The 25,627-nt window shown below is 71.9% G+C and carries 26 protein-coding genes; 13 read left to right on the top strand and 13 right to left on the bottom strand.

What is annotated here, in order from left to right; all coding sequences use genetic code 11:
• Positions 1 to 33: 33 nt before the first annotated feature.
• The 3 genes from J2S43_RS19360 to J2S43_RS19350 all read right to left on the bottom strand — a co-directional run bounded on the left by J2S43_RS19360 (position 34) and on the right by J2S43_RS19350 (position 2,284).
• Positions 34 to 732: an anti-sigma factor family protein gene (locus J2S43_RS19360; RefSeq protein ID WP_306831159.1), complete on the bottom strand. Its 699-nt coding sequence runs from the start codon at positions 730 to 732 to the stop codon at positions 34 to 36.
• Entirely contained in the window at positions 729 to 1,304 is a 576-nt protein-coding gene (locus tag J2S43_RS19355; protein ID WP_306831157.1) for a sigma-70 family RNA polymerase sigma factor, read from the bottom strand. Before J2S43_RS19355 ends, J2S43_RS19360 begins: the two co-directional genes overlap by 4 nt.
• Positions 1,305 to 1,399: 95 nt before the next feature.
• Positions 1,400 to 2,284 carry a DUF1996 domain-containing protein gene (locus J2S43_RS19350; RefSeq protein WP_306831155.1) on the bottom strand — a complete coding sequence of 295 codons (885 nt, stop codon included), beginning with the start codon at positions 2,282 to 2,284 and terminating at the stop codon, positions 1,400 to 1,402.
• Between the two features lie 139 nt (positions 2,285 to 2,423).
• Here J2S43_RS19350 and J2S43_RS19345 point away from each other — a divergent pair, with 139 nt between their 5' ends.
• Complete coding sequence (locus J2S43_RS19345; RefSeq protein WP_306831153.1) at positions 2,424 to 2,720, top strand: hypothetical protein; 297 nt, start codon at positions 2,424 to 2,426, stop codon at positions 2,718 to 2,720.
• Positions 2,721 to 2,766: 46 nt separating this feature from the next.
• Here the strand turns inward: J2S43_RS19345 and pgi are convergent, their stop codons facing one another.
• The gene (gene pgi / locus J2S43_RS19340) at positions 2,767 to 4,401 is read right to left on the bottom strand and encodes a glucose-6-phosphate isomerase (protein WP_306831151.1); all 1,635 of its coding nucleotides are present in this window, start codon (positions 4,399 to 4,401) and stop codon (positions 2,767 to 2,769) included.
• A gap of 42 nt (positions 4,402 to 4,443) precedes the next feature.
• Positions 4,444 to 4,866, bottom strand: a complete 423-nt coding sequence (locus J2S43_RS19335; RefSeq protein ID WP_306831150.1) for a hypothetical protein — start codon at positions 4,864 to 4,866, stop codon at positions 4,444 to 4,446.
• 168 nt (positions 4,867 to 5,034) lie between these two features.
• Between J2S43_RS19335 and J2S43_RS19330 the strand changes: the two genes are divergently transcribed.
• The 9 genes from J2S43_RS19330 (at position 5,035) to J2S43_RS19290 (ending at position 14,194) form a co-directional block, all read left to right on the top strand.
• Entirely contained in the window at positions 5,035 to 5,928 is an 894-nt protein-coding gene (locus J2S43_RS19330) for a helix-turn-helix domain-containing protein (protein ID WP_306831148.1), read from the top strand.
• Complete coding sequence (locus J2S43_RS19325; RefSeq protein WP_306839341.1) at positions 5,925 to 6,107, top strand: DUF397 domain-containing protein; 183 nt, start codon at positions 5,925 to 5,927, stop codon at positions 6,105 to 6,107. The genes J2S43_RS19330 and J2S43_RS19325 overlap by 4 nt, the downstream gene beginning before the upstream one ends.
• A 189-nt stretch (positions 6,108 to 6,296) precedes the next feature.
• A complete protein-coding gene (locus J2S43_RS19320; protein WP_306831146.1) occupies positions 6,297 to 7,142 on the top strand; it encodes an ATP-binding protein in 846 nt (281 codons plus the stop codon).
• A 168-nt stretch (positions 7,143 to 7,310) separates the two neighbouring features.
• Complete coding sequence (locus tag J2S43_RS19315; RefSeq protein ID WP_306831144.1) at positions 7,311 to 8,243, top strand: STM4015 family protein; 933 nt, start codon at positions 7,311 to 7,313, stop codon at positions 8,241 to 8,243.
• The gene (locus tag J2S43_RS19310) at positions 8,240 to 9,286 is read left to right on the top strand and encodes an STM4014 family protein (RefSeq protein ID WP_306831142.1); all 1,047 of its coding nucleotides are present in this window, start codon (positions 8,240 to 8,242) and stop codon (positions 9,284 to 9,286) included. The genes J2S43_RS19315 and J2S43_RS19310 overlap by 4 nt, the downstream gene beginning before the upstream one ends.
• Entirely contained in the window at positions 9,274 to 10,059 is a 786-nt protein-coding gene (locus J2S43_RS19305) for an STM4013/SEN3800 family hydrolase (RefSeq protein WP_306831140.1), read from the top strand. The genes J2S43_RS19310 and J2S43_RS19305 overlap by 13 nt, the downstream gene beginning before the upstream one ends.
• Positions 10,056 to 11,345, top strand: a complete 1,290-nt coding sequence (locus J2S43_RS19300; protein ID WP_306831139.1) for an STM4012 family radical SAM protein — start codon at positions 10,056 to 10,058, stop codon at positions 11,343 to 11,345. The genes J2S43_RS19305 and J2S43_RS19300 overlap by 4 nt, the downstream gene beginning before the upstream one ends.
• Positions 11,342 to 12,253 (top strand): STM4011 family radical SAM protein, encoded by a 912-nt coding sequence (locus tag J2S43_RS19295; RefSeq protein WP_306831137.1) that lies wholly within the window; start codon positions 11,342 to 11,344, stop codon positions 12,251 to 12,253. The genes J2S43_RS19300 and J2S43_RS19295 overlap by 4 nt, the downstream gene beginning before the upstream one ends.
• 36 nt (positions 12,254 to 12,289) lie before the next feature.
• Entirely contained in the window at positions 12,290 to 14,194 is a 1,905-nt protein-coding gene (locus J2S43_RS19290; RefSeq protein WP_306831135.1) for a Xaa-Pro dipeptidyl-peptidase, read from the top strand.
• A gap of 101 nt (positions 14,195 to 14,295) precedes the next feature.
• Here the strand turns inward: J2S43_RS19290 and J2S43_RS19285 are convergent, their stop codons facing one another.
• Positions 14,296 to 15,423: an AAA family ATPase gene (locus tag J2S43_RS19285; RefSeq protein ID WP_306831133.1), complete on the bottom strand. Its 1,128-nt coding sequence runs from the start codon at positions 15,421 to 15,423 to the stop codon at positions 14,296 to 14,298.
• A complete protein-coding gene (locus J2S43_RS19280) occupies positions 15,413 to 16,192 on the bottom strand; it encodes an RNA ligase family protein (protein ID WP_306839339.1) in 780 nt (259 codons plus the stop codon). The genes J2S43_RS19285 and J2S43_RS19280 overlap by 11 nt, the downstream gene beginning before the upstream one ends.
• A 149-nt stretch (positions 16,193 to 16,341) precedes the next feature.
• Between J2S43_RS19280 and J2S43_RS19275 the strand changes: the two genes are divergently transcribed.
• Both J2S43_RS19275 and J2S43_RS19270 read left to right on the top strand, forming a co-directional pair.
• Positions 16,342 to 17,166, top strand: a complete 825-nt coding sequence (locus tag J2S43_RS19275) for a hypothetical protein (protein WP_306831131.1) — start codon at positions 16,342 to 16,344, stop codon at positions 17,164 to 17,166.
• A gap of 118 nt (positions 17,167 to 17,284) precedes the next feature.
• Complete coding sequence (locus J2S43_RS19270) at positions 17,285 to 17,947, top strand: TetR/AcrR family transcriptional regulator (protein WP_306831128.1); 663 nt, start codon at positions 17,285 to 17,287, stop codon at positions 17,945 to 17,947.
• A 98-nt stretch (positions 17,948 to 18,045) separates the two neighbouring features.
• Here J2S43_RS19270 and J2S43_RS19265 read toward each other — a convergent pair whose 3' ends face one another.
• The 5 genes from J2S43_RS19265 to J2S43_RS19245 form a co-directional block, all read right to left on the bottom strand.
• The gene (locus J2S43_RS19265) at positions 18,046 to 18,420 is read right to left on the bottom strand and encodes an FKBP-type peptidyl-prolyl cis-trans isomerase (protein ID WP_306831126.1); all 375 of its coding nucleotides are present in this window, start codon (positions 18,418 to 18,420) and stop codon (positions 18,046 to 18,048) included.
• 42 nt (positions 18,421 to 18,462) lie between these two features.
• Positions 18,463 to 19,323, bottom strand: coding sequence for a methyltransferase domain-containing protein (locus J2S43_RS19260; RefSeq protein ID WP_306831125.1), 861 nt, complete (start codon positions 19,321 to 19,323; stop codon positions 18,463 to 18,465).
• 10 nt (positions 19,324 to 19,333) lie between these two features.
• Positions 19,334 to 20,404, bottom strand: a complete 1,071-nt coding sequence (locus J2S43_RS19255) for an App1 family protein phosphatidate phosphatase (protein ID WP_306831124.1) — start codon at positions 20,402 to 20,404, stop codon at positions 19,334 to 19,336.
• A gap of 134 nt (positions 20,405 to 20,538) precedes the next feature.
• On the bottom strand, positions 20,539 to 21,597 hold the full coding sequence (locus J2S43_RS19250) for a hypothetical protein (RefSeq protein WP_306831122.1): 1,059 nt from the start codon (positions 21,595 to 21,597) through the stop codon (positions 20,539 to 20,541).
• Between the two features lie 4 nt (positions 21,598 to 21,601).
• On the bottom strand, positions 21,602 to 23,035 hold the full coding sequence (locus J2S43_RS19245) for a GGDEF domain-containing protein (protein WP_306831120.1): 1,434 nt from the start codon (positions 23,033 to 23,035) through the stop codon (positions 21,602 to 21,604).
• Between the two features lie 39 nt (positions 23,036 to 23,074).
• Here J2S43_RS19245 and J2S43_RS19240 point away from each other — a divergent pair, with 39 nt between their 5' ends.
• The gene (locus J2S43_RS19240; RefSeq protein WP_306831118.1) at positions 23,075 to 23,218 is read left to right on the top strand and encodes a hypothetical protein; all 144 of its coding nucleotides are present in this window, start codon (positions 23,075 to 23,077) and stop codon (positions 23,216 to 23,218) included.
• A gap of 51 nt (positions 23,219 to 23,269) precedes the next feature.
• Here the strand turns inward: J2S43_RS19240 and J2S43_RS19235 are convergent, their stop codons facing one another.
• The gene (locus tag J2S43_RS19235; RefSeq protein WP_306831116.1) at positions 23,270 to 25,513 is read right to left on the bottom strand and encodes an MMPL family transporter; all 2,244 of its coding nucleotides are present in this window, start codon (positions 25,511 to 25,513) and stop codon (positions 23,270 to 23,272) included.
• Positions 25,514 to 25,627 lie beyond the last annotated feature (114 nt).

Below are 25,627 nucleotides of genomic sequence, written 5' to 3'. Positions count from 1 at the left end.
GCCTGGATCATGGAGCTGTCGGGTGGGGCCGGGTCAGATCGGCAGGCTGATGAACGTGCGGCCGGCGGTGTTGACGACCTCGATCGCGGTGACCTGGGCCGGGTCGATCGAAGCGCTGCCGTCCAGGTTCGTGCCGCCGGTCTCGGCCGCCGCGGAGACGACCCAGCCGCCCGCGATCTGCCGGTTGCCGTCCGCGGAGACCACGATCAGCCGGCAGTCCTCACCCGGCGGGATGCCGGCGACGGCCGCGTTCACCCGGACCCAGCCGGCCGCGGGCGTGACCGTGGCGGTCATCCGCACGTTCGTGGCCGGGTCGACGCCGGACTGCACGCGCGTGCCCGCCGGTGCGCTCTGCGCGATCGGCGGCGGCTGCGCCGCGCCGGTGTCACCGGTGCCCCGGCCGAGCAGGATGCCACCGCTGACGGCCGCGACCAGCGCCAGCGCGGCCGCCCCGATCATGAGCCCGCCCTGCCAGCGGGCGCCACTGGACGTCTCCGCGCGGATCTGCCGCAGCGTGCGCTGCAGCACCAGGTCCGCGTCCGGCGGGCCGTGCATCAGCGCCTCCGGCGGGACCTCGCCGAGCGCCTCCTTCAGCGCCTCGAGCTCGGCGAGCTCGTCCCGGCACGTGTCGCAGGCCGCCACGTGGGCGTCCACTTCGCTGCGCTCAGCGGGTTCGAGCGTGTTCAAGACGTACGCTCCGATCAGCTGGCTGTGCTCGACCTCGGCACTCATCGGGTCACCTCCGCCACTCGCGCGACGGACGTGCCGGGCGCCTTTGCTCTTCTGCCTATGACGTGCTCCCGGAGCGACTTCATGGCGTTGTGTGATCGGGACTTCACCGTACCGGGTGGGATTCCCAGATGTTCCGCCGTCTCGGTGACGGTGCGCCCCCGGAAGTAGATCTCCACGAGCACGCTGCGGTGCTCCTCGGAGAGCGTTTCCAGCGCGTCCAGCGCGACGATCGAGTCGACGACCTGATCCGAGTGGTCGCGGGACACCGGCACGGTCACCGGCGACTCGGCCACCTCGGCCGGCCGGACCGACTTGGCCCGCGCGCGATCCGTGATGATGTTGCGGGCGACCGTGAACAGCCAGCCCCGGATGGAGCCGGTCGACTCGGACAGCTCGTGTGCGTGCCGCCAGGCGCGCAACAGCGTCTCCTGAAGCACGTCCTCGGCGGCGGTCCTGTCCCCGGTCAGCCGCGTCGCGTAGGCGATCAGGGCACCGCCGTGCTCCTCGTACAACGACCTGATCAACGCCTCGTCGCTCGACGTCTGGCGTTTGCGCGGCCGTAGAATCGCCATCGCGTCGCCCCTTAGAAGGTGTCGGTGGTGGTGAGGACCCGTCGGCCCGCACCACCGCGAGCTACGACGGTCCTCCGGGAACGGTTCAGCAGTTTCTAAGAACAGGTGCGGTTCTCGTTGAGGCAGGCGACGATCTCGGCCATCAGCGGCTGGGGGGCCAGGTTGATCATGATGCCGTGGTCGGTGCGCGGGCTGCGGTGCTGTTCCGGGAACGCGTCCACGGTGAAATCGCCGGACACACGGTAGCCGACCGTGACCCGCAGCCGGGGGACGGCGAACGTGCCGTGCCGGCAGGCGCCGTCCGCGCCCGGAAAGCTCAGATGCCTGCGATGCCCCGCGCTGTCCGTGTGCACGCCGTCCCAGCAGCTCGGGAACTCGAACACGCGCCGCACCTCCCGGCCGTCCGGGCAGCGCGGATAGCGGTCGGTGCGCCGGTCCTCCGCGCCCTCGCAGGTCCAGGCGCGGATGCCGGACGTGCCGGTGGTCGCGGCCCGCGCGTCGCCGGTCATCGCGCGCAGTCCCCGCGGCGGTGCCACGACCGGGCTCACGGCGCTGGCCAGGTACTCCATGAGCACCGATGTGGGGGTCAGGATCCGGGAGTGTTCGCCGGCCGCGCGCAGAACCGGCCAATAGATCGTGGACAGGTCGCCGTTCGTGCAGGTCGTGGTGCCGGCCAGCAGTGTGGAATCGGTCGAGTCGACGTCCGTGGAGCGGTTGCCGACGTAGTCGTGCACGTGGTGCTCCGGGCCGGGGACGCCGGGCGTGACCACGACGTTGGCGGTGTTGCGGTGCGCGCCGGCGTTCGTGCCGCAGTCGAAGACGTATCGGCCGGGACCTGTCGGGATCACGACAGTCGCGGGCGCTCGCGCGATCGGCTGCCGGTCACCGTCGTGGCGGGCGCCGGCCGCGGTCAGCGCGCCGGCCAGCACCGTCACCGCCAGCGCGGCGGCGAGCGACACCGTGCGGGACGACTCGGCCATAGTCGTCACTCTATTGGCGACGCCTCGGCACAGCACGTGAGCGCGGTGGCGGCTGCCGGACACCCGCCGGAAATAAATGTGAACCGGATCCCGGCGCCCGTCGTTCTAGCGTCAAGCGTCGAATGACCGGAGGCCGATCATGACCGTTCCGCAGCACGCAGCCCGCGACCCGCGCACCGCCCCCGGGCTCGTCGTGCCCATCGCCGGACCGGTGCGTCACGGGCGGCGCCGGGCCGCGAAGCTCGCCGGGTTCGCGCTGCTGGGCGTGGGCGCGCTGGCGCTGCTGGTGGCGTTGCCGTGGCTGGGCATGGGGCCGGGCGTGGCGGAGGCGCAGCCGGGGCTGGTGCGGGTCGAGCACCCGCTGCTCTACGCGGCCGGCGGCGTGCTGGCGGTGGCGCTCGCGATCGTGGTCATCCGGCGCACCCGCAGAGCATGATCAAAACCCAGCGGGGGTACGCCGTACCCCCGCTGGATCTTCGGTCTTATGCCCTGCCGCGCTGGCTGCGGTAGCGGGCGATCAGCGCGTTCGTCGACGAGTCCTGGTCGCCGGCCGGTGCGGTCTCCTGAGTGAGCAGCGGCGCGAACTGGTTGGCCATGACCTTGCCGAGCTCGACGCCCCACTGGTCGAACGGGTTGATGTCCCAGATCGCGCCCTCGGTGAACACGATGTGCTCGTAGAGCGCGACCAGCTGGCCCAGAGTCGAGGGCGTCAGCTTCTCACCGAGGATCGTGGTGGTCGGGTGGTTGCCCGGCATGATCTTGTGCGGCACCACGGCCGCGTCCACGCCCTCCGCCTCGACCTGCTCGCGGGTCCGGCCGAACGCCAGCGCCGCGGTCTGGGCCAGGAAGTTCGACATGAGCAGGTCGTGCATCTCGGCGGTGTCGTGGTTCGGCACGCTGAAGCCGATGAAGTCCGCCGGGATCGTCTTCGTGCCCTGGTGGATGAGCTGGTAGAACGCGTGCTGGCCGTTCGTGCCCGGCTCACCCCAGAAGATCTCACCGGTCTGGAAGCCGGCCTCGGTCCCGTCCTTGGTGACGGACTTGCCGAGCGACTCCATGGTCAGCTGCTGGAGGTACGCGGCGAAGCGGTGCAGGTACTGCGAGTACGGCAGGACCGCGTGCGTCTGGACGCCGAGGAAGTTGTTGTACCAGACGTTGAGCAGGCCCAGGATCGCCGGGATGTTCTGCTCCAGCGGTGCGGTGCGGTAGTGCTCGTCGACCGCGTGGTAGCCGGCCAGCATGTCCCGGTAGTGATCCGGGCCGACCGCGATCATGACGGAGAGGCCGACCGCGGACGGCAGCGAGTAGCGGCCACCCACCCAGTCCCAGAAGCCGAACATGTTCGCCGGGTCGATGCCGAAGTCGACGACCCGCTTCTCGTTCGTGGAGACCGCCACGAAGTGCTTCGCGACCGCGCTGTCGTCCACGCCCAGCTTGCCGAGCAGCCAGGTGCGGGCCTCGCGCGCGTTGGTCAGCGTCTCCTGCGTGCCGAACGTCTTCGACACCACCACGAACAGCGTCGACGCCGGGTCCAGGTCCTGCGTCTTCACCGCCAGGTCGGTCGGGTCGATGTTGGACACGAACCGGGCCGTGATGCCGGCGTCCCGGTAGTCGCCGAGCGCCTCGTACGCCATGACCGGGCCGAGGTCGGAGCCGCCGATGCCGATGTTGACGATCGTGGTGATCTTCTGGCCGGTGGCGCCGCGCCATTCGCCGCTTCGCACCTTCTCGGCGAAAGCGGCCATCTTGTCCAGCGTGGCGTGCACGTCCGCGACCACGTCCTGACCGTCCACGGTCAGCTGCGCGTCGCGCGGCAGCCGCAACGCGGTGTGCAGCACCGCACGATCCTCGGAGGTGTTGATGTGATCACCGCGGAACATCGCCGCGATCTTGCCCTCCAGGTCCTGCTGCCGCGCGAGACCGCGCAACAGGTCGAGCGTCTCGTCCGTGACGAGGTTCTTGCTGTAATCGACGTAGAGATCCGCCGCCTGCCCGGTCAGCCGCTGCCCGCGACCGGGGTCGCCGGCGAAGAGGTCGCGCAGATGCGACTGGCGGATCTTCTCCGCATGCGCCTGCAGCGCCTGCCACTGCGACGTGCCCGTGACCGTTTCACCCATGAGCTCGACCTACCCGTGTAGCCGTTGTCTGTCGTTTCATCCTTACGTACTCCGGCCCTCCACGGTTGACAACGTGCCGTGCCTTACGGCCTCCGCCGGTAGACGTTCACCGCCACCACCCCGGTCCCCGCCCCCCAGCAGCGGCACCAGCGCCAGCACCGCCGGGGGCAGATGCCCGGCGAGCGCGGCCAGCAACATCCCGACACCGGTGAGCAGGGTGAGGAGGAGGCCGAGGGTGAGGGCGATCGAGACGAGAGCACCGGCGAGCAGTAGCAGCGCCCGCTTGGCGTTGGCGTCACTGGTCTCCGCGAATCGCCATCTGTTGTCCAGGAATTCGATCAGTCCGGACTGCGGCGCCGCGTCCCTGACGACAGGTGTCGGCGGAATGAACAGCCCTCTGTCGGGCATGATCACGTCCCCTTCTTGAACGACCGCAGGTTGTTCGGCGGGCTCGTGCTGGCCCATAGGGTCCTCCCCGGCGTGACGCGTAGCGAAGTCCCCCTACTGCGCGTCGCAAAGATCCAGTAAGGTGTCTCGATATAAAAGTCGCAGGCGCAACTCGCACGTGCAAGTTTTCATTCGACCCATTCACGCCCGCGTTTTTCAACATCTTTAATGCGAGGTGGTGGTCTGATGGCCGGCGGAGTGGAAGGTGGCGATCTGCCGGGTGGCAATCCGCAGTTGCGCCGTCATGCATTGGGATCCGAACTGCGAGAGCTGCGGGTTCGGCGCGGCATGACCGCGGAGGAGGTCGGAGGGGCCCTCGACCGGTCCGGTTCTTGGGTGAGCCGGATCGAGGGTGGAAAGATTCGGATCCGGACCCGCGAACTGAGCGATTTGCTGGACGTCTACGGCGTGGCGAACCATTCGCGCCGAGCCTACCTGGAGCGTCTGGCGATCGAAGGCAGGCAGAAGGCATGGTGGAGTGCGTACCGCGATGTCGTGGGCGAGAACTATTCCGTCTACATCGGACTGGAGGACTCCGCCGAGCGGATATTCGAATACCAGGAGAGAGCGGTTCCCGGGTTACTGCAGACCGAGGCCTATATGCGGGCGCTTTTCGTCAGCTATGGCCCCATCTCGAAATGGGCGGTGGGGGCGGAAAAGGCGGAGCAGCTCATTCGTGTCCGATTGGCGCGGCAGGGGATTCTGCGGCGCGCGAGCCGGCCACGGCTTTCCGCGGTGATCGATGAATCGGTGGTGCGTCGCGTAGTCGGTGATGTGAGCGTTCACCGTGATCAGTTGAGTGCGCTTCTGGCGAGTTTCGATTCAATGGACATCAGGGTCTTCCCATTTCGATCATCTGGTGGATCGGTAGTCATCCCGTCGTTTGTCGTGCTGGGCGCGCCGGGGGGTGGCAATGTTGCCTATGAGGAACATCTGTCCCGGTCTGCCCTATATGATGGCCGCTCGGCGCTCCCGTATGTCCAGATGGCGGACTGGCTCAAGTCCCATGCGCTGTCGAGCCGGCATTCGGAGCGCCTGATCTCGAAGGTCATCGACGAATTGGGTGCGTGGGAAACATGAAGTGGAACGGGCTGCGGCGAGATGTCTGGACAACGAGCTCGCGGAGCGAGCAGGTTGCCTGCGTCGAGGTGAGGACGGACGGGGAGTCCGTAGATATTCGTGACAGTAAGCGTCGGTCCGGTTACGTATTGAATGTGTCGCCGGAGGCTTGGACCGCCTTCGTGCGGATGTGGAACTGAGACCGCCGCGGTGATACCGATCGGATGAGGCGTGGCCGGAAGGCCGCGCCTCATTCTTTTACCGGTGGCGGCCAGCAGCTGAGAGTTTCGTGAGGGCGGATGAGAGTTCGTGAGGGCGGATGAGAGTAAGTAGGGGGGAGCGGGGGCACAAGTAGGGCGCTGGGGCTGGTAGTAGGGAGGTGGGCCGCGGTGGTGGGCAGCGTTCGGGCGCATGTGGAGAGTGGCGCGCTGGTGGTGACGCTGGGAGAGCGGGCGGACCTGCTGTCGGCGGAGCGGCTGCGGCGGGCGTTGGTGCGGTGTACCGCGCATCACCCGCCGTTCGTGATCGTGGACTGTGCGCGGGCCGGGCGGTCGAAGCGGCTGGCGTCGCTGCTCAACGCGGCCGTGCTGTTCTGCAACGCGCGGCGGCCGGGGATAACGATGGTGGTGTCGGCGCCGAACGTGGCGGTCCGGCGCGTACTGAGGGGAAGGGTGAAGATGTTCTCGACTCTGACGGCGGCGTTGACCGCGCTTCCCTCGCGGCGCACGCACACCGTGCGTGAGCACGTGCGGTTGCAGCCGGAGATCTCCGGTGCCTCGGTGGCGCGCGCGCTGGTCCGGTCGTTCTGCGAGCGGCACGCGCTCGGCGGCGAGGTGCTGGAGGCGGGCGAGCTGATCGTCTCCGAGCTGGTGTCGAACGCGGTGCAGCACGCCGGGACCACGGTGGACGTGACTCTCAGTCACTACCGGCGGCAGCTGCGGATCGCGGTCGCGGACCGGTCGACGGACCTGCCGCGGTTCGGCGGTGGCGCGGAGGAGCCGGGGCTGCCGGTGCGCGGGCGTGGACTCGACCTGGTCGCGCGTTCGGCGGCGCGCTGCGGCGTGCTGCTGGGGTCGGACGGCAAGGTCGTGTGGGCGCGCCTGCCGGTACCGCGCCGGCGCTGGCGCCGTACTCGTGCCTCGGTCGCGGCCCTGGGCCGGGTGGCCTCGTGGCGCCCGGTGGTCCGGCGGCGATTCCCGGCTCACCGCCCGGTGATCGGCCTGCGCCCCGCCTGAGGCCCGGGACCCGAGGTCCTGGGGCCCGGCCCCTGAGCCGGAACCCTGGGGCCTGAGGCCGGCCCGAGGAGAACAGCGTGACCGATCCGCCCGGAGAGGCGGAAAAGTGTCGGCCGGCGCTGCTACCGTCCGTTCGATCGCAGGGATCGGAACGGCGGCTGGAGCGCTATGACCATCAACTCGCACGTGACCACCTTCGCCGGGCTGCCGGTGGTGCCCGCCGGCAGCGATGTCCGGCCGGATGATCCGGGCGCGGTGGCCTGGCGCGTCGAGATCGAGGATTACGACTCCGCGCCGGACGAGTTCGAGGCCGCGATGGAGGCGATGCTGGAGCGGGCCGGTGACGGCGGCCCGGTCGCGCTGGTGGTCGGGCAGTGGGGCGGGGCCTACGAGGAGCCGCCGCCGATCGACCTGTTCGTCCGGCTCGCACCGCGCATGCCCGGGCTGCGCTCGCTGTTCCTCGGCGACCTGACGTTCGAGGAGTGCGAGATCTCCTGGATCCGGCATCGGGACGTCGCGCCGCTGCTCAAAGCCTATCCGGCACTGGAGCGGCTGGTCGTGCGCGGCACCGAGGACCTGCAGATCACCGAGGCGCTGCGGCACGAAGGGCTGCGCGACCTGGAGATCCAGTCCGGTGGGCTCCCGGCGAAGCTGCTGCGGTCGGTGCTGGCGCTGGAGCTGCCGGCACTGGAGCGCCTCAACCTGTGGCTCGGCGTCGACTCGTACGGTGGGGACGTCGTCGGCGAGGATCTGCGGCCGGTGCTGGACGAGGCCGATGCCCGCTGGCCGCGGCTGACCGCGCTGGGCCTGCGCAACAGCGAGATGCAGGACCGGATCGCGGCCTCGGTCGCGGAGTCCGCGGTGCTGCCCCGGCTGCGGGTGCTGGACCTGTCGCTCGGCACGCTGGGCGACGAGGGCGCGGAGTCGCTGCTCGGCGGCGGGTCGCTCGATCACCTGGAGGAGCTCGACCTGCACCACCACTTCATGAGCCCGCAGGTGGCGCAGCGGCTGGTCGACGCGCTGCCCGGTGTGCGCGTCGACGTCACCGACCGGCAGGAGCCGCGCGGCGACTGGGGGCGTTACGTCGAGGTCTCCGAGTGACCACGCTGTCCGTGATAGGCAACCCGGGGAACCGGCGGGTGACGATGTTCGCGGACGCGGTGGCAGGTGCGGGGCTGCCGCCGCCCCGGGTCTACGCGTGGCGTGACGTGCTCACCGGCGGGCCGGTCCCGGGTCCGGGCGAGCGCGTGCGGATCGACTCGCCGGGCGAGGACGCGCAAGTCGGCCGGCTGCTGCGCGGCGCGGTCACGGAGGCGGAGCACGGCGAGATCACCGGGACGGCGGCGGCGCACGCGGGGCTGGGCGCGGCGCTGCGCCGGGTCGAGGACGGCGGCGGCACGCTGCTCAGCGCGCCGGACGACATCCTCACCATGAGCGACAAGCCGCGCTGCCACGCACTGCTCCGGGAGCACGGCGTGCCGGTGCCCGGCGCGCTGGCGGGCATCACCGGCTACGACGGACTCCGGGCCGCGATGCGGGCGGCCGGCTGGGCACGGGTCTTCGTGAAGCCGTCGCACGGCTCGTCCGCGTCCGGCGTGCTCGCGCTCACCGCCGCGCACGGCCGGGTCGCGGCCGTGACCAGCGTCGAGCGCGGCCCCGGCGGGCGCCTCTTCAACAACCTGACCCTCCGGAGGTACGAGCGGGAGGCCGACGTCGCCGCGATCGTCGACGCGCTGGGCGCCGACGGGCTGCACGTGGAGCGGTGGTTCCCGAAGGCGGGCCTCGGCGCGCGCACGGTCGACCTGCGCGTGGTCGTGATCGCGGGCGAGGCCCGGCACGTCGTGGTGCGGGCGAGCCGGTCACCGCTGACGAACCTGCACCTCGGCAACGCGCGCGGCGACGTGGCGACGGTCCGGGCGCGGGCCGGTGAGCGGGCGTGGGACGCGGCCATGGAGACGTGTGCCCGGGTGGGCGCGGCCTTCCCGCGTACCCTGATGGCCGGTGTCGATCTGATGTTTCACGCGGGCTGGCGGAGGCACGCGGTGGCCGAGGTCAACGCGTTCGGCGACCTGCTGCCGGGCGTGTCGCACCGGGGCGAGGACACCTACACCGCGCAGCTGCGGGCGGCGCTGTGCGCGGTCTGATCCCGGGCCACGACCTGCTTCTCGTCACGCTGGACACGCTGCGGTTCGACGTGGCCGCGCGGCTGCACGCGGCCGGGCGCACGCCGGGCCTGGCCGGCCGGCTGCCGGGCGGCTGGGAGCGGCGGCACACGCCGGCCAGCTTCACCTACGCGGCGCACCACGCGTTCTTCGCCGGGTTCCTGCCCACGCCGGTCACGCCGGGGCGGCATCGGCGGCCGTTCGCGGCGCGGTTCGCGGGCAGCGAGACGACCGGCCGGGACACCTGGGTGTTCGACGCCGCGGACCTGCCGGGGGCGCTCGCGGACGCCGGCTATCACACGGTCTGCCTGGGCGGCGTGGGCTTCTTCAATCCGGGCGCGCCGCTCGGCCGAGTGCTGCCCGGCCTGTTCGCGGAGGCGCACTGGGAGCCGTCGTTCGGCGTGACCGCGCCCGGCTGCGTGGACGCGCAGGCGGACCGGCTCGCGGAGATCATCGCGGGGCTGCCGGCGGAGAAGCCGCTGTTTACGTTCGTCAACGTGGCGGCGATACACCAGCCGAACCGGCACTACCTGCCGGGCGCGGCGGAGGACACGATGGACAGCCACGCGGCCGCGCTGGAATACGCGGACCGGGCACTGGACCGGGTCTTCGCGCTGGCCGGCGGGCGGGGGCGGCCGTGCCGGGTGATCGTCTGCTCCGATCACGGCACGCTGTACGGGGAGGACGGGCACGTGGGGCACCGGGTGGCGCACGAGGCCGTCTGGACCGTGCCGTACGGGGAGTTCACGCTGTGATCGAGTCGCCGTACCAGGGGTATCTGTATGCGTACCCGCACAAGACCGCCTATCGCCGTCTGACGCCGCGTCCGTCGCTCGCGGACGTGTGGGCGGGGGAGCGGCGGGACGCTCTCTTCGGCTACGTGCACGTGCCGTTCTGCGAGATGCGCTGCGGCTTCTGCAACCTGTTCACCCGGTCGAACCCGGCGGCGGACCAGGTCACGGCCTATCTGGGGCGGCTGCGCGCGCAGGCGCGCGCGGTGCGGGACGCGCTCGGGCAGCGGGCGGGTGTGGCCCGGCTGGCGATCGGCGGCGGGACACCCACCTACCTGACCGCGCCGGAACTCCTGGAGCTGTTCGAGATCATCGGCGATTGGGGCGGGGTGCCGACGTCCGTGGAGACGTCGCCCGCGACCGCCACGCCGGACCGGCTGGCCGTGCTGGCCGGGCACGGCACCACACGGGTCAGCATCGGCGTGCAGAGCTTCCTGGACGCGGAGGCGCGCGCGGCCGGGCGGCCACAGCGGCGGGTGGAGGTGGAGGCCGCGCTGGGTGCGATCCGGGACGCGGCCGTCCCGGTGCTGAACATCGACCTGATCTACGGCATCGACGGTCAGACCGCCGCGACCTGGCGGGAGAGCCTGGACGCGGCGCTGTCCTGGCGGCCGGAGGAGCTGTACCTGTATCCGCTGTACGTGCGGCCGCTGACCGGGCTCGGGCGGCGGGCCCGGACCCGGGCGGACTGGGACGCCGCGCGGATGGCGCTCTACCGGCAGGCGGTCGAGGTGCTGACCGAGGCCGGCTACGTACAGTTGTCGATGCGGCAGTTCCGGCGGGCGGACGTGCCGGCCGACGACGGGCCGGACTACTGCTGCCAGGACGACGGCATGGTCGGGCTGGGATGCGGTGCCCGGTCGTACACGACGTCGCTGCACTACTCGTTCGACTACGCGGTCACCGTGGGCGAGGTGCGGGCGGTGCTGGACGACTACCTCGCCCGCCCGGACGACGACTTCCGGTTCGCGGAGTTCGGCTACCGGCTGGACTCCGCCGAGCAGCGGCGGCGATGGCTGCTGAAGTCGCTGCTGCGCGCGGAGGGGGTGCCGGCGGCGGACTACCGGGCGCGGTTCGGCACGTCGCACGTGGGCGACTTCCCGCAGCTGGGAGCGCTGGTGGAGCGTGGCTGGCTGGAGCCGGGGCGGGAGCGGCTGACCGCGGAGGGACTGGCCTGGTCGGACGCGATCGGGCCGTGGCTGGTGTCCGGGGAGGTGCGCGCGGCGATGGACGGGTTCGCGCTGCGATGACGACACTGCTGCCGCTGGTCCCGATCCCCGGGCCGCTCTACGTGCTCTACCGGGGGCCGCTGGCCAGCTGCAACTACGACTGTCCCTACTGCCCGTTCGCGAAGCGGGCCGATCCGCCGGAGTTGCTGCGCGCGGACCGGGCCGCACTGCACCGGTTCGCGGACTGGGTGGCGGCGACGACGGACCGGCGGCTGTCCGTGCTGTTCACGCCGTGGGGCGAAGGGCTGACCCGGAGCTGGTACCGGGAGACGATCACCCGCCTGTCACACCTGCCGCACGTGGACCGGGTGGCGATCCAGACCAACCTGGCCGCCCGGACCGGCTGGCTGGCGGACGCGGACCGGGACACCGCGGCACTGTGGACCACGTACCACCCGGGGCAGGTCACCCGCGATCGCTTCCTGGCTCGCTGCCGTGAGCTGGACGCGCTCGGCGTCCGCTACTCGGTCGGCGTGGTCGGGCTGCCGGAGCACCTGGCCGAGGCGCGGGCGCTGCGCGCGCTGCTGGCACCGCACGTCTACCTGTGGGTGAACGCGGCGGACGGGCACGTCTACACCGCGGACGAGGAGGCGGCGTGGACCGCACTCGATCCGCGCTTCGGCGACAGCGCGCGCCCGCATCCGTCGCGCGGCCTGCCCTGCCACGCGGGCGAGACCGCGATCTCCGTGCTCGGCGACGGCACGGTGCGGCGCTGCCACTTCGTCGCCGCTTCCATAGGAAACCTCTACGACGGTACGTGGCGGGCCGCGCTACGGCCCCGGACCTGCCCCAATGACGCCTGCGACTGCCACATCGGATACGTGCACCTGAAGCCGCTCGGGCTGCGCGACGTCTACCGCGACGGGCTGCTGGAGCGAGTTGTGCACAGGCCCGAAGAATTTACGCGGGGAAGTATTTACACGCACTAACATGCTCGTAGCTCAGCCCTCGAACAGGGAGAACGCATGTTACGCAGATCCGTGACGGTCCTGGTGGCGGCGCTCACCGTCGTGCTCGGAGCGGTCTCGCCCGCGTCCGCCGGCGGCCCCCGGCACGTGCGCGGCACCGAGACCATCCCGGTGTATGACTTCGCGACCGCGATCCGCGAGACCGTGTGGGTGGAGTCGCCGCTGGACTCCGACGGTGACGGCGCCCGCGACCGGATCGCGGCCGACATCGTCCGCCCACGCGAGGCGACGACCCGCGTGCCCGTGGTCATGGAGGCCTCTCCCTACTACGCCTGCTGCGGCCGCGGCAACGAGTCCGAGCTGAAGGAGTACGCGGCGGACGGCACGGTCTCGCTGATGCCGCTCTACTACGACAACTACTTCGTGCCGCGCGGCTACGCGTTCGTCGGCGTCGACCTGTCCGGCACCGCGCGCTCCACCGGCTGCGAGGACGTCGGCGGCGCGGCCGAGGTGGCGAGCGCGAAGGCCGTGATCGACTGGCTGAACGGCCGCGGCACGGCGTTCGACGCGGCCGGCAAGCGGGTCGGCGCGTCCTGGACCACCGGCAAGGTCGGCATGATCGGCAAGTCGTGGGACGGTTCCGTCGCGAACGGCGTGGCCGCGACCGGCGTGCGCGGACTGGAGACGATCGTCCCGATCGGCGCGATCTCCAGTTGGTACGACTACCAGCGCTACAACGGCATCCTGCGCACCCGGGAGTACGTGCGGTACCTGCACTCCTACGTGAACGGCCGGCCGGCCGAGGCGTGCGCGGACGAGCTGGCCGCGATGCGGGCGGCGAGCGGTGAGACCACCGGCGACTTCACGGCGTACTGGTCCGAGCGCGACTACCGCACCGACGCTCGGAACGTGCGGGCCAGCGTGTTCATCGCGCACGGCGTCAACGACAAGAACGTCGGCACCGGCCAGTTCGGGCTGTGGTGGGACGCGCTGGCGCGCAACGGCGTCGAGCGCAAGCTGTGGCTGTTCCAGGCCGGGCACGAGGACCCGTTCGACGTGCGCCGCGCCGAGTGGGTGCGCACGCTGCACCGCTGGTTCGACCACGAGCTGCAGGGCCTGCGCAACGGCATCGACACCGAACCGCGCGCCACGCTGGAGACCGCGCCCGGCGTGTGGACGGACGAGCGTGACTGGCCGGCGCGCGGCGTCCGCGATCGTGCGCTGCCGCTCGGCGCCGGCACGCTCGGCGACGGCGCGAAGGGGCGCGGCGTGACCAAGGCGTTCACGGACGAGTCGCTGCGCGAGGACGCGCTGGTGGCGAACCCGGCTACGGTCGTGCCGGGCCGGCTCGCGTTCCTGTCCGCGCCGCTGACCGGGCCGCTGCGGATCTCCGGCGAGCCGTCCGTGACGCTGCGGATCCAGGTGGACAAGCCGACCGCGGCGCTGTCCGCGCGGCTCGTGGACTACGGCACGGCCACCCGCGTCGACCACTTCCGGTCCGAGGGCGTGGTCAACCTGGGCACCGAGTCGTGCTGGGGTGCGGCGTCCGCGACCGACGACGCCTGCTACCTGGACACGGCCGAGGTGACGGTGACCGCGGACCACGCGGTGCTGACCCGCGGCTGGGCCGACGCGGCGCACCACCGGTCGCTGCGGTTCACCACGCCGCTCGCGCCCGGCCGGTGGTACGACGTGACCGTGCCGCTGAACACCTACGACGTGACGGTCCCGGCCGGGCACGTGCTGGGCCTGGTGCTCGGCCAGTCCGACCCGCAGTTCACGGTCACCGACGACCAGAACGCCACGGTCACGGTCGACGCCGGCCGCAGCACGCTCACGCTCCCCGCGACCGGCGCCACCGTCACCGCCCCCGCCGCACCGCAGACGATCGGCACCACCGCGCTCCCGGGCGCAGCCGAGCGCCGCGCCGCCGACAACCCCCCGGTGGTGCCGCAGGGCTGACCGCTTCCCGGCAGCCGTCACCTCGGTGTCGGCTGCCGGGAAGATCTGGGTCGGGTGGCGTCCGCCGAGCCGGAAGGCCGGGTGGCGGGTGCCGGGCCAGGTCAGGCCGGGGCGACCGAGTGTGCCTCGGTGGGGTCCGGGGCCTCCCACTTGCCGACCAGGCGGTCGATGACCGCGGCGGGCACCGGCGCGGGGCGGCCCGCGTTCCGGCGGTGGACCACGTCGCGGGGTGCCTCCAGCGCGATGATCTCGACCCGCGCGCGATAGGCGGCGCCGAGGCCGATGCACAGGTCGCGGTGCTGGCGGGAGATGTTGGTGGCGTTCCAGACGAAGTCGCGGCGGGCGCGCAGGTGCACGCGCGCCTCCTCGTGCGCGGCCGCGGCCACCGCGCGCTGGCCGTCCGACGGGGAGATCCCGAGGCGGGCGCGGATCGCGTCCAGGCTGACCACCGGCCGGTCACCCGCGTGGGCCGCGACCCAGGTGTCCTTGCCGACGCCGGGCAGCCCGGACAGCACGGTCATGGTGAGCCGCGTGTCGTCGTAGGCGGCGTAGCGCGGATCCCGGCCGGGCGTGCGGAAGTACTCGAACCGGGCGTGGTCCGAGGCGAACGGCCACGGGGCGTCCAGCACACCCAGGTCCGCGCAGTACTCCCGGAACAGCGCGATGTTCTCCAGCACCAGGTCCAGGTCGCCGCAGATCCTTCCCGTGATGTCCGCGGCCGCCAGCATGGCCAGGTCGCGGTTGCGCGTCACCAGGCTCGCCCGCAGCACGATCCCCTCCAGGTCCGGCCGTTCCAGCGCCCAGAACGGCACCTGGTGGTGCCGGACCAGCGCGGCCACGTGCTCCCGCCAGTCCCGCGGCGCGCCCAGTTCCCACAGGATCCGGCGCGCGGCCAGGTCGCCGCGCCGCGAGTGGCCGTGCGCGGTGATCCGCCCGCCGTCGTCGCGCCGCGTGCAGTCCGGCTTGGCCACGTCGTGCAGCAGCACGGCCGCGAACAGCCGCACCCGCTGGTCCTCCGGCAGCGCCCGCCACTCCGGCTGCGCGGCCAGCGCGGTCGCGGCCATGAACGTGTGGGTGAGCACGTCACCCTCGCCGTGGTGCACCGGGTCCTGCGGCACGCCTGCGAGGCGCCGGATCCAGGCGAACTCCTCCTCGATGCGCGGCCACGGAACCGTCCATGTGGGAGCGGCCGGGCACAGCGACGCGAAGACCGTCCAGTCAGACCGCATACATCACCGCCGGGTCCGCGAGCCGGTTCGCCACGATCGGCCGGTCCGCCCAGTGCGAACCGGAGTCCAGCAGCGCCTGCGTGAATCCGGCCCGTACCCACTTGTAGCGGGCGGCGACCCGGCCGTCCCGCTCGTCCTTGAGGTAGAGGCCCTCCATGTCGTCGCCGGAGTCGGTCTCGGTCAGCACCCGGCCGGCGTCGACGCCCGCCTCCAGCGCGGCCGCGCGCAGCGAATCGCGCCAGGCCGGTGTCCGTACCGTGGAGGGTCCGATCAGTTCTGTCAGCGCGGCCAGGGAGGGGAACGTGCCGGACCGGAGCACGGGCACGCTGACCACGGGCGTGCCGGTCAGCATCGCGTGCCGGGACGGCGTGTCCAGGAACGCGCCGGTCCGCCGGTCCAGGACGTCGAACTCGCAGAAGTAGTGCGGGAGCGCGTCGTAGAAGACGGTGTGCTTGGCGTAGAGCCACTCGCCGTACAGCACGAACCTGTCCGTCAGGACCGGCCACAGGCGCGGCGCGACCGTGGCCGCCCACGACTTCAGCGGGGCGAACTGGCGCTCGCGCGGCCCGCCGCTCAGGTAGTGGCCGCGCGACTGGAGCCGCAGCTCACCGTCCGTGGTGAAGCTGATCGCCGCGTTCGCACCGTCGAGCTTCTCCTCCACGACCAGGTACCGGTCGCGCACCGCGGCGAACGGCGTCTGCGACAGGTCCTCGTCACCCGGCTGGAGGCGGGAGCCCGCGAGGTGCGGAGTCCGGGGGTACTTGACCATCACGGTCGTATTTGTACAGGTGAACGCCGTTGCCGGACCACGGATTTATGGCCTGCATGGGATTCCCATAAGCACAGATCCCTCGTAATAACGGTACGAAAGTCCGATACCTGACTGTCGGATCATCCAGGTGCCAGTAGAACTCAGGGGTGCCGATGTACGTCTGGGTGGCCCTGGCGCTCGCCCTCGCCTCCTGCGCCTTCATGGCCGTCTCCCTGATGACGTTGCGGACCGTGCGGCGCGAGCGTGCGCTGCTGGCGGCGGCCCGCGCCGTGGCCGCGACGTCCGAGTCCCCGGAGTACGCGGGAGCGGGCCTGCTCGCGGACGAGAACGTGGCCGCCGGCGCGATGCTCGGCACCATCCTCGAGGCGGACGTGACCGCGCTGAACGCGCGGCTCAGCGCGGCCCGCACCGGCGTGGTCGACCTCGGCGTCAAGGCAGAGCTGGACCGGGTCGCGGACCGGCTGCGCGAGGCCACCACGGAGGCCCACCTGTGGCGCACCGTGCCGGAGGGCCGCGACCACCTGCGCGCCGCGACCGGCGCGCTCGCGTCGGCGGGCCGTCACCTGGTGCGCGCGACCGCGATCGGCACCGGCCGCCCGGCGCCGGTGGACGCGCCGCCGTGTCTGTGCGATCCCGCGCACGGGCCCGCGGCGGCCGAGGCGACGTGGGCGCCGGACGGCGGCCTGCCGCGCCGGATCCCGGTGTGCGAGGCCGACTACACGCGCATCTCCGCGGGCCGGTCCGCGGCAGTGCGGTCCGTGATCGGGCCCGGCGGCCAGCAGCCCTACTACGACATCCCAGGTTACGGCGACTGGCTGCTCGGCTACTTCACCGGCTACGACCCCTACCTGGTCGCCCGGCTGCTGGACGGCACCGTGCTCGGCCGCCAGCTTCCCGGCCGCATCGGCGGCGGCGCCCACCGCCGGGCCGGCGGGTCGAGCGGTGAGTTCGGGACCGTACACTTCGCGTGAGCCCGCCCTTGCGCTGACCTGCGCAAATGCCGCTGCATGAGGTCCGGTTCGGCGAATTGCTGTTCGCCGCAGCTCGTCTCATCCTGGTCAGGAAGACCGAGGCTAAGGAGCGGGGCCCGTGGGCGTGCGGCAGATCAAGGCGGCGGAGACCGAGGCGGCGTTGAAGACGGCGGCGCGGCAGCTCTTCGCGGAACAGGGATACCTGAACACGAAGATCACCGACATCACGACCACGGCCGGGCGGGCGACCGGGTCGTTCTACGACCACTTCGCCAGCAAGGAGGAGCTGCTCCAGGCGCTGGTCGCGGACATGAACGCGCACGCGGACGCCACCATCGCGGAGGAGGCGCACCCGGAGGAGCACGACCTGACGGACCGGGCGCAGCTGCGCGCGCACATCGGCACCGCCTGGATCGTGCTCCGCGACCACCTGCCCGTGGTGGTGGCGCTGATGCAGTCCGCGATGACGGACAACCTCGCGGCCGGCCGTGGCTGGCGCACGCTGCTGGAGGACACCGAGCTGCTCAAGCAGCACCTGGAGGCGCTCGCGCGGAACGGGCACCCGCTGCCGGGCTCGCCGGAGATGGTCGCCGCCGCCATGGGCGCGATGCTGTCGATGTTCGGTTACGCGCTGCTCACCGCGGGCGAGTTCACCCCGAGGGTTACCGAGGAGGAGATCGTCGACACCCTCACCGGCCTGCTCCTCTACGGCCTGACCGGCCCGCGCGGGCTGGACGGCGACGAACTCGCGGAGCTGAAGGAACCCGTCGCGGTCGGCTGAGTTCGACTTCCGGCGCCGGACCGCCGAAGCCCATGATCGAGGCGTCCCCCCATGTCGTTCTGACAGCTTGGGGACGCCTCGATCGCGGAGGTGGGTGCCTACTTCACGTCGACGAGGTCCACGACGAAGATCAGCGTCTCGTTCGGGCCGATCAGGCCGCCGCCCGCGCCCTGCGCGCCGTAGCCGAGGTGCGGCGGGATGACCAGCCGGCGCCGGCCGCCGACCTTCATGCCCACGACGCCCCGGTCCCAGCCGCCGATGACCCGGCCCCCGCCGACCGGGAACGAGAACGTGTCGCCACGGTCCCACGACGCGTCGAACTGCCGGCCGTTGGAGTGCGAGATGCCGACGTAGTGCACGACGGCGTGCCGGCCGGGCGTGACCTCTTCGCCGTCGCCGACGGTGATGTCCTCGACGATCAGGTCCGCCGGCGGCGGTCCGTCGTGCGGGGCGACCTGCGGCTTGCTGCTCATGGAACGGCTCCGTTCACGTTACGAATGCTTACCGGCCCCAACCTAGCCCGCCCGTGCGGGGGACAGCACCTCGGCGTGCAGGGCGGACATCAACTCGGGGATCTCGTCACCCGGACGGTAGGCGAAGCTGATACGCACGGTGTCGCCCGCATCGACCTCGACCGGCTTCGGAAGCGGCACGACCAGGTAGTTCATCAGCCACTCCACCGGCGTCGGCTCCTCGGTGAGCAGATTCTTCGTGATCATCCGCACCGCGTTGAGGATGCCGCCTCGCTCCACCTCGAACCGGACATCGGCCGCGCACGACGACGGCAGCGATCCGGCGCCGTAGAAGAAACTCTGGAAGATCGACGGCGGGGCCAACGCGACCGTCCGCGGTTGCGCCGCCGACGGATCCTGAAACAGCGGCGCCGCCACTGTGTACCCATAAAAAGTGAAATCTTGCGACACAGGCTGGACGGCTTGGATCGTGGCGCACGGCAGGAACACCGGGGGTGGGCCCGCGTAGGACGACAGGAACGCGCCGACCACCTCCACCTGACGCTCGCGCAGCAGCCCCACGTGCAGCATCTCGCAGACCACCACGTCCACCACCGGCGGCGGCGTGAACGCGCGCGCGTCCGCGTGCACCACGGTCACGTCGTCCCCGTGCGCGTCCAGCGCCCGCGACGCCGCCTGGTAGACGCTCAGCTCCCGCTCCACCGCGATCACCGAGGACGCGCCGGCCACGACCGCGAAGTGCGCCAGCACCCCGGTCCCGGCGCCCAGCTCCAGCACGTGCATCCCCGGCCGGACCACGCGCGCGATCGCGGCCTGGAACGCGCCCATCCGCCGGTCGTCGAGCAGCATCTGCGCGTGATATTGCAGCGGGATGACGTCGGCCGGGCTCCCCTTGTGGTGCATGAAGCTGAAGTTACAGCAGGTCAACCTCGGTGAGCAGCTGAGACAGACCGGCACCGTCCGGCGCGCCCAGCCACTTGCGGCCGAACCGGGCCGACACCACGGACGTGTCCGACTCCGGCAGCGACGGCAGCGTGCCGGCCAGCACGGCCTGCGCGGGGGAGAGCCGCCGGATCGCGACCGCGGCCACGTTGTCCGGATGCTTCGACGCGAACTCCGCGTAGATCTCCTGGTCGTGCTGCCCGTCGTCGCCGATCAGCAGCCAGCGCACGCGCGGGAACTCCTGCGACAGCCGCTCCAGCGTCAGCCGCTTGTGCTCGGGACCGCTGCGGAACCAGCGGTCCTTCGTCGGCCCCCAGTCCGTCAGCAGCAGCGGCCCGACCGGGTAGAGATGCCGGCGGAGGAACCGGTTCAGCGCGGGCGCGACGTTCCACGCGCCGGTGGACAGGTAGAACACCGGCGCGCCCGGGTGCGCGGTGCGCAGCCGCTCGTAGAGCACGGCCATGCCCGGCACGGACGCGCGCGCGTGCTCGTCCAGCACGAACGTGTTCCACGCGGCGAGCAGTGGCCGGGGCAGCGCGGTCACCATCACCGTGTCGTCGATGTCGGAGACGACGCCGAACGTGACGGCCGGGTCGATGATCTGCACCGGCGCCTCGACCGGCTCGCCGTCGCCGCTCTGGACAGTGACGGTCTGCCATCCGGGCTGCAGGTTCGCCGGGACGACCGCGTCGACGAACCCGCCGCGGTCGCCGATCGCCTCGTGCCGCACGCCGCCGGCCGTGATGATCACCGGCGCGTTCATCTGGCTCACCGTGGCGAAGCTGCGCCAGCCGCGCACGCTCTTCGGTTTGGACGAGGAGGCGCGCCGGGCCAGCCAGCCGGTCTTCGGCACGGGACGGCTGAGCAGCACGCGGGCCATCACGCGCACCCACTCGGTCGTGCCGTAGCCCGCATAAGCCATGATGTTCGGCTCCCAGCCGCGCTTCACCAGCCGCCGCTCGACGACCTCGTGCACCGCGTCCTCGAGCCGGGCGGCGCGGTGCGGGCGGGGTCCGGTTTCTCCCACGGGGATAAGCGCCACCGTCACACCTTGCCACACCACGATCGGTCCGGCCACGCATGGTCCGATCTTGCACCTGTCGTTCAGTTAGGATTCAAACCCAAAATCAAATTCTTTTGAGGGTACGGAAGCCCGCGCGACGGTCCGAAAGGGGCTCACGCGCCGGAGGCCCGGGCGCGGGCGATCACCACATCGCCGCCGAGCCGGCCGTGCTCCGGATCGCGGGTCACGGTGGCGGAGTCCAGCAGACCGTGGAGCGCGCGCACGGTGTCAGCGGGCCGGTAGACGGTGTCGGTCATGGTGAAGTGCTTCAGCTCGGTCACCGTGCGAGGCCCTCGCGCGGCCAGGTGGTCCAGCAGCTCGCGGCGCAGCGGTGCGGGGTTCGGCGTGAGCGAGATGTCCAGCAGCCCGCCGTCCGGGTCGTGCGGATCCCGCAGCCGGACCCCCGCGTACTCGTCGACCGCCCACAGCTCGTTCTTGAACGCCTCCAGGCTCTTCGCGGACGGCGTGCCCAGGCACACCAGCAGCGCGCGCCCGTCACCGTCCACCAGCTCCACCGCCGCGTCCAGCGCGAACCCCGCGTCCCGCAGGCCGGCCCGCCCGTCGGCCGCCGCGCCGCCCCGCCCGCTCCCGGCCGTCTCGCCGGCCGGCCCGCCCGTGGCTGCCGTGTTGGCCGGCCCGCCCGTGGCTGCCGTGGCGGGCCGGCCGCTGTCGGCCACCCCCTCCCGGCCAGTGTGGGCGGTCCCGGTGGGCGAGCTGCCGAGCGCCGGCTCGGTGATCAGCAGCAGCTCGCCCGGCTTTCCGGAGCGGACCGCGCGCAGCGTGGCGGCATCGGCGGTGCCGTCCAGCGCGACCAGCAGCGGCGCGCCCGCGGCCCGCGCGGCCTGGAGCGCGACCGGCAGCACCGCCGTGCCGTCGCCGGGGAGCGTGTGGACGGTGAGCGCGGCCGGCGTCCGCAGCTCCGCCTGCACCGCGGCGAGCCGCTCGCGGGCCGCCTCCGCACCCGGCCCCGCCACGATCATGGTCAGTTCGCGGCCGCGCAGCCGGTCGGCGAACTCCGCGAACACGCGCAGCGCCGCCTCCGCGGCTGGCACGCTGACCGGTGTGCGTGAGGCCAGCGCGAACGTGGCCCGCCGTCCGCCGTGCAGCGCGCCCGGCACCCACGTGCCGAGATAGCGGACGAGCAGCTCGCGGGTCACATCGGTGAGGGTCACGCCCCTATTGAAGCGGATGCGCCGCGGGCCGTGCCGGCGCCGCCCGGACCACCCGGCCCCGGCCCGCCTCCTTCGCCGCGTAGAGCGCCAGGTCCGCGCGGCGCATCAGCACGTCCGGGGGTTCCGTGCCGTCCCAGACGGCCAGCCCGGCGGAGAACGTCTGCAGGTCGGGGGTGGCGATGCGCAGCCGGTCCAGCAGCCGGGCCGCGTCCTCCTCCGTACGGCCCGGCATCAGCAGCACGAACTCCTCACCGCCGTACCGGGCGAGCGTGTCACCGTCCCGCAGCAGCAGGCTCCAGGACCTCGCGGCCCCGGCGAGCAGGTCGTCGCCGGTCTGATGCCCGTGCGTGTCGTTGTAGCGCTTGAAATGGTCCAGGTCGAGCATCGCGACCGGGAATGGCGTGCGGCGCGCCGTCGTCGAGTCCATGTCCCGGACGATCTGTGCGTCGAGCGTGCGCCGGTTCGGCAGCCCGGTCAGCGTGTCCGTGCGGGCCAGTTCGTCGAGCCGGCGGGCCTGGATCTCGAGCTGCCCGGCCTGCTCCTCCAGCCGCCGGACCATGCCCGCCATCCGCGTCACCACGAGCACGAAGAGCGCGGCGGAGGTGAGCGCGACGGCCCACGTGCTCGGCTCCAGCCCGGCGAGCAGCTGAACGATCAGGATGCCCGGGGAAAGCAGCACCGCACCGGTCAGGACGACCAGGCGACGGCGGGTGAGCACCTGCGGGCGGGGCGCCGGGTCACCGATCGACCCGGCGGACGGCACGAGCGCGCCGACGCCCCAGAACAGGTACGACGCGAGGAACGCCATCGTGCCCAGCGTGGTGTTCTCCGCGAAGGTGAACGTCACGTCCGCGGTCAGCAGCGTCAGCACGGCCAGGGTGATCAGCCGGAACGAGGTGTTGCGGGTGCCCGCGACCAGCAGCAGGCGGACCACCCCGGCGAGCAGCAGCACGTCGCCGAGCGGATAACCGAGCCCGATCAGCGTGCCGAGCGTGGAGTCGCCGCCGGCCAGCGCGGGCGCGATCAGCAGCACCCAGTACGGCAGCGCCAGCCCGGCCACCAGCATCGTGCTGTCCAGCCGGGCCAGGTGGTCGTCCGCGGTGCGGTGCCGCCGGGAGAGCAGCAGCAGGGCGAGCGTGAGCAGCGGGTACTCGGCGAGGTAGAAGCCGTCCGCCGGGGACGGGAACGGGTCGATGTGCGCGATGTTCTCGTAGTAGAGCCAGAGCAGGTCACCGGCGACCGCGCAGGCCTGGCCGGCCGCGAACAGCGCCCACGGCCAGGACCGCCAGTGCCGGGCCGCGACCGCGTTGGCGGCGACGCTGAGCGCGCCGACGACCGCGTAGAGCGCGTTGCGCTCCAGACCGGCGGGGAGCAGGAACCACACGCCGATCAGCAGGGGACCGCCGGCCAGCAGGAACCGGCGGAACAGGGTGATCACGGCCTACCATCGGCCCCGCTCCCCGCACCGTGAGATCCTGTGAGCGTTCCCTCACGCATAGTCGACATCGCGCCGGTCGAAGCCGTGCTCCCGGAGCCGGTCACCACGTCCGGCGGCGCGACCGGCGCGGGAGCGGACCTCGCCGTCCGACGGGTCCGCCACGCCCGGATACCCGGCACGTGAGAACGCGGAAGGGCCGCCACCGAGCGGTGGCGGCTCTTCGTGAAGAGGTCCTCAGGCGCCGGTCCTGACCAGGCCGGCGCCCTCACCCTCCTCCTCGATCTCGTCGGTCTCGGCGAGCCCGGCCCGCTCCTGCAGCCGGCGCAGCGGCCCGGGCGCCCACCAGGCAGCGTCGCCCATCAGGCGGATCACGGCCGGGACCAGCAGCATGCGGACCACGGTCGCGTCCAGGACCAGCGCCAGGATCATGCCGACGCCGATGAACCGCATCATGGTCAGCGACGACAGCGCGAACGCGCCGGTGACCACGACCAGCAGGATCGCGGCCGCGCTGATCACCCTGCCGGTGCGGACGATGCCGGTGACGACCGCGTCGGCCGTGGACGCGCCCTTGGTGCGCGCCTCCACCATCCGGGACAGCAGGAACACCTCGTAGTCGGTGGAGAGGCCGAACACCACCGCGGCCATCAGCACCACGATGCCGACCTCCAGCGGCGCGGGCGTCACGTTGAGCAGGCCGGCGCCGTGGCCCTCCTGGAACACGAAGACCAGCACGCCGAACGTGGCGGTGAGGCTGAGCGCGCTCATCACCACGGCCTTGACCGGCAGCAGCACCGAGCCGAAGGCCAGGAACATCAGCACCAGCGTGGCGCCGGCCAGCAGCAGCACCATCCACGGCAACTGCGCGTAGGTGGCCTCGATGCTGTCCACGTTCCGTGCGGTGAAGCCGCCGACCAGCACCTCCGCGCCGGCCGGGGCGTCCAGGGCGCGGATCTGCTCGACCGCGTCCTTGGCGGTCCGGTCGAGCGCGTCCTCGGACTCCAGCGCCGCGGTGATCTCGGTGACGCCGTTCTGCGAGCCGGAGATGGTGGCCTCGCCGATGCCGGCGACGTTCGCCACCTCGGCCGCGAACGGCTGCGCCGCGGCCGCGTCGGCGCCGCGCAGCACGACCTGGACGCCGGTGCCGCTCAGCGCGGGGAACTCGGCCTTCAGTTCCGCCAGGGCCTCGCGTGCCGGGTCGCCGGACGGGAGCACGCGCTCGTCGATCTCGCCGAACTGCACGTCCTTGATCGGCACGGCGAGGAAGACCAGCAGCGCCAGGATCGGCAGCGCGACCAGCAGGGGCCGCTTCATGACGAACCGGGCCAGGCGCTCCCACCCCGTACTCATGACCGGCTTCTCGCCCTGGATCTGCTTCTTGCGGCGCGGGAGCGCCAGCTTGTCGACGCGCGGGCCGAGCAGCCCGAGCATGGCCGGCAGCAGCGTGAGCGAGGTGAACGCGGCCAGCGCGACCGCGGACATGCCGCCGTAGGACAGCGACTTGAGGAAACCCTGCGGGAACAGCATCAGGCCGGCCAGCGCGATGATGAGCAGCGTGGCGGAGAACGCGACGGTCCGGCCCGCGGTGGCCACCGTGTTCCGCACCGCGATGGCGGTGCCGCGCCCGGCCGCCAGCTCCTCGCGGAACCGGCCGACCATGAACAGGCCGTAGTCGATCGCCATGCCGAGGCCGAGCAGGCTGGCCACGTTCACCGCGAACGAGTTGACCTCGGTGGTCAGCGCGATCACGTGCAGCACGCCGAGCGCGCCGAGCACGGCCAGGCCACCGACCAGCACCGGCAGTGCGGCCGCGACGAGCGAACCGAAGATCAGGACCAGCAGCACGAGTACGACCGGGAGCGACACGCCCTCGGCCAAGGTCAGATCCGACTTGGACCGCTCGGACGTCGAGTGCTGCAGCGCGGCGGCGCCACCGACCTTGGTCTCGACGCCGTCGACCGTGAAGTCGTCCTTGATGTCGCGGTAGTTCTCCAGCTTCTCCGTCTCGTTCGCTCCCGCGAGCGTGACCAGCGCGATCGCGCTGCGCTTGTCCGGGGTGACGAACTGCGTGGCCTGGGCGGCCTGCGCGGCGGCCTGCGGGTCGGCGGGCTGCTGACCCTGGGGCTGCGCGGCGGCCTGGGCCGCGGCCGCGAGCTGCCAGTAGGAGCCGGCCGACTCGACCTTGTCCGCCGGGAGGGCCGCCAGGTCCGTGGTGATCGCCTCGGCCACGGCCGGGTCGTCGACGTTCCCGCCGTCCGGCGTGTAGATGACGATCACGTCGCCGCCCTGCGCGCCGAGCGCCTCCTCGGCGACCTCCGCGGCCTGCGCCGACTCGCTGCCGGGATCGATGTAGCCGCCCTCGGAGAGCTGACCGAAGACGCCGAGACCCCACACGCCGGAGGCGATGGAGGCGGCCACGACCACGATCACCGTGGTCCAGCGCAGGCGGTGCATGAGTGAGCCCCATGACGCGAACATCGAGTTCGTACCCTCCGGTGCTGTTGATTTTTGCGAAGCTCCAAAAAGTAAACACGTTTCACGCCCGGTCCCACGGGCCGGGGGTTGGATACCCGCTTTTCCCAAATCGACCCG

The sequence above is a fragment of the Catenuloplanes nepalensis genome (assembly GCF_030811575.1).
Taxonomy (GTDB): Bacteria; Actinomycetota; Actinomycetes; order Mycobacteriales; family Micromonosporaceae; genus Catenuloplanes; species Catenuloplanes nepalensis.
This window is presented reverse-complemented; position numbering and strand designations above follow the sequence as displayed.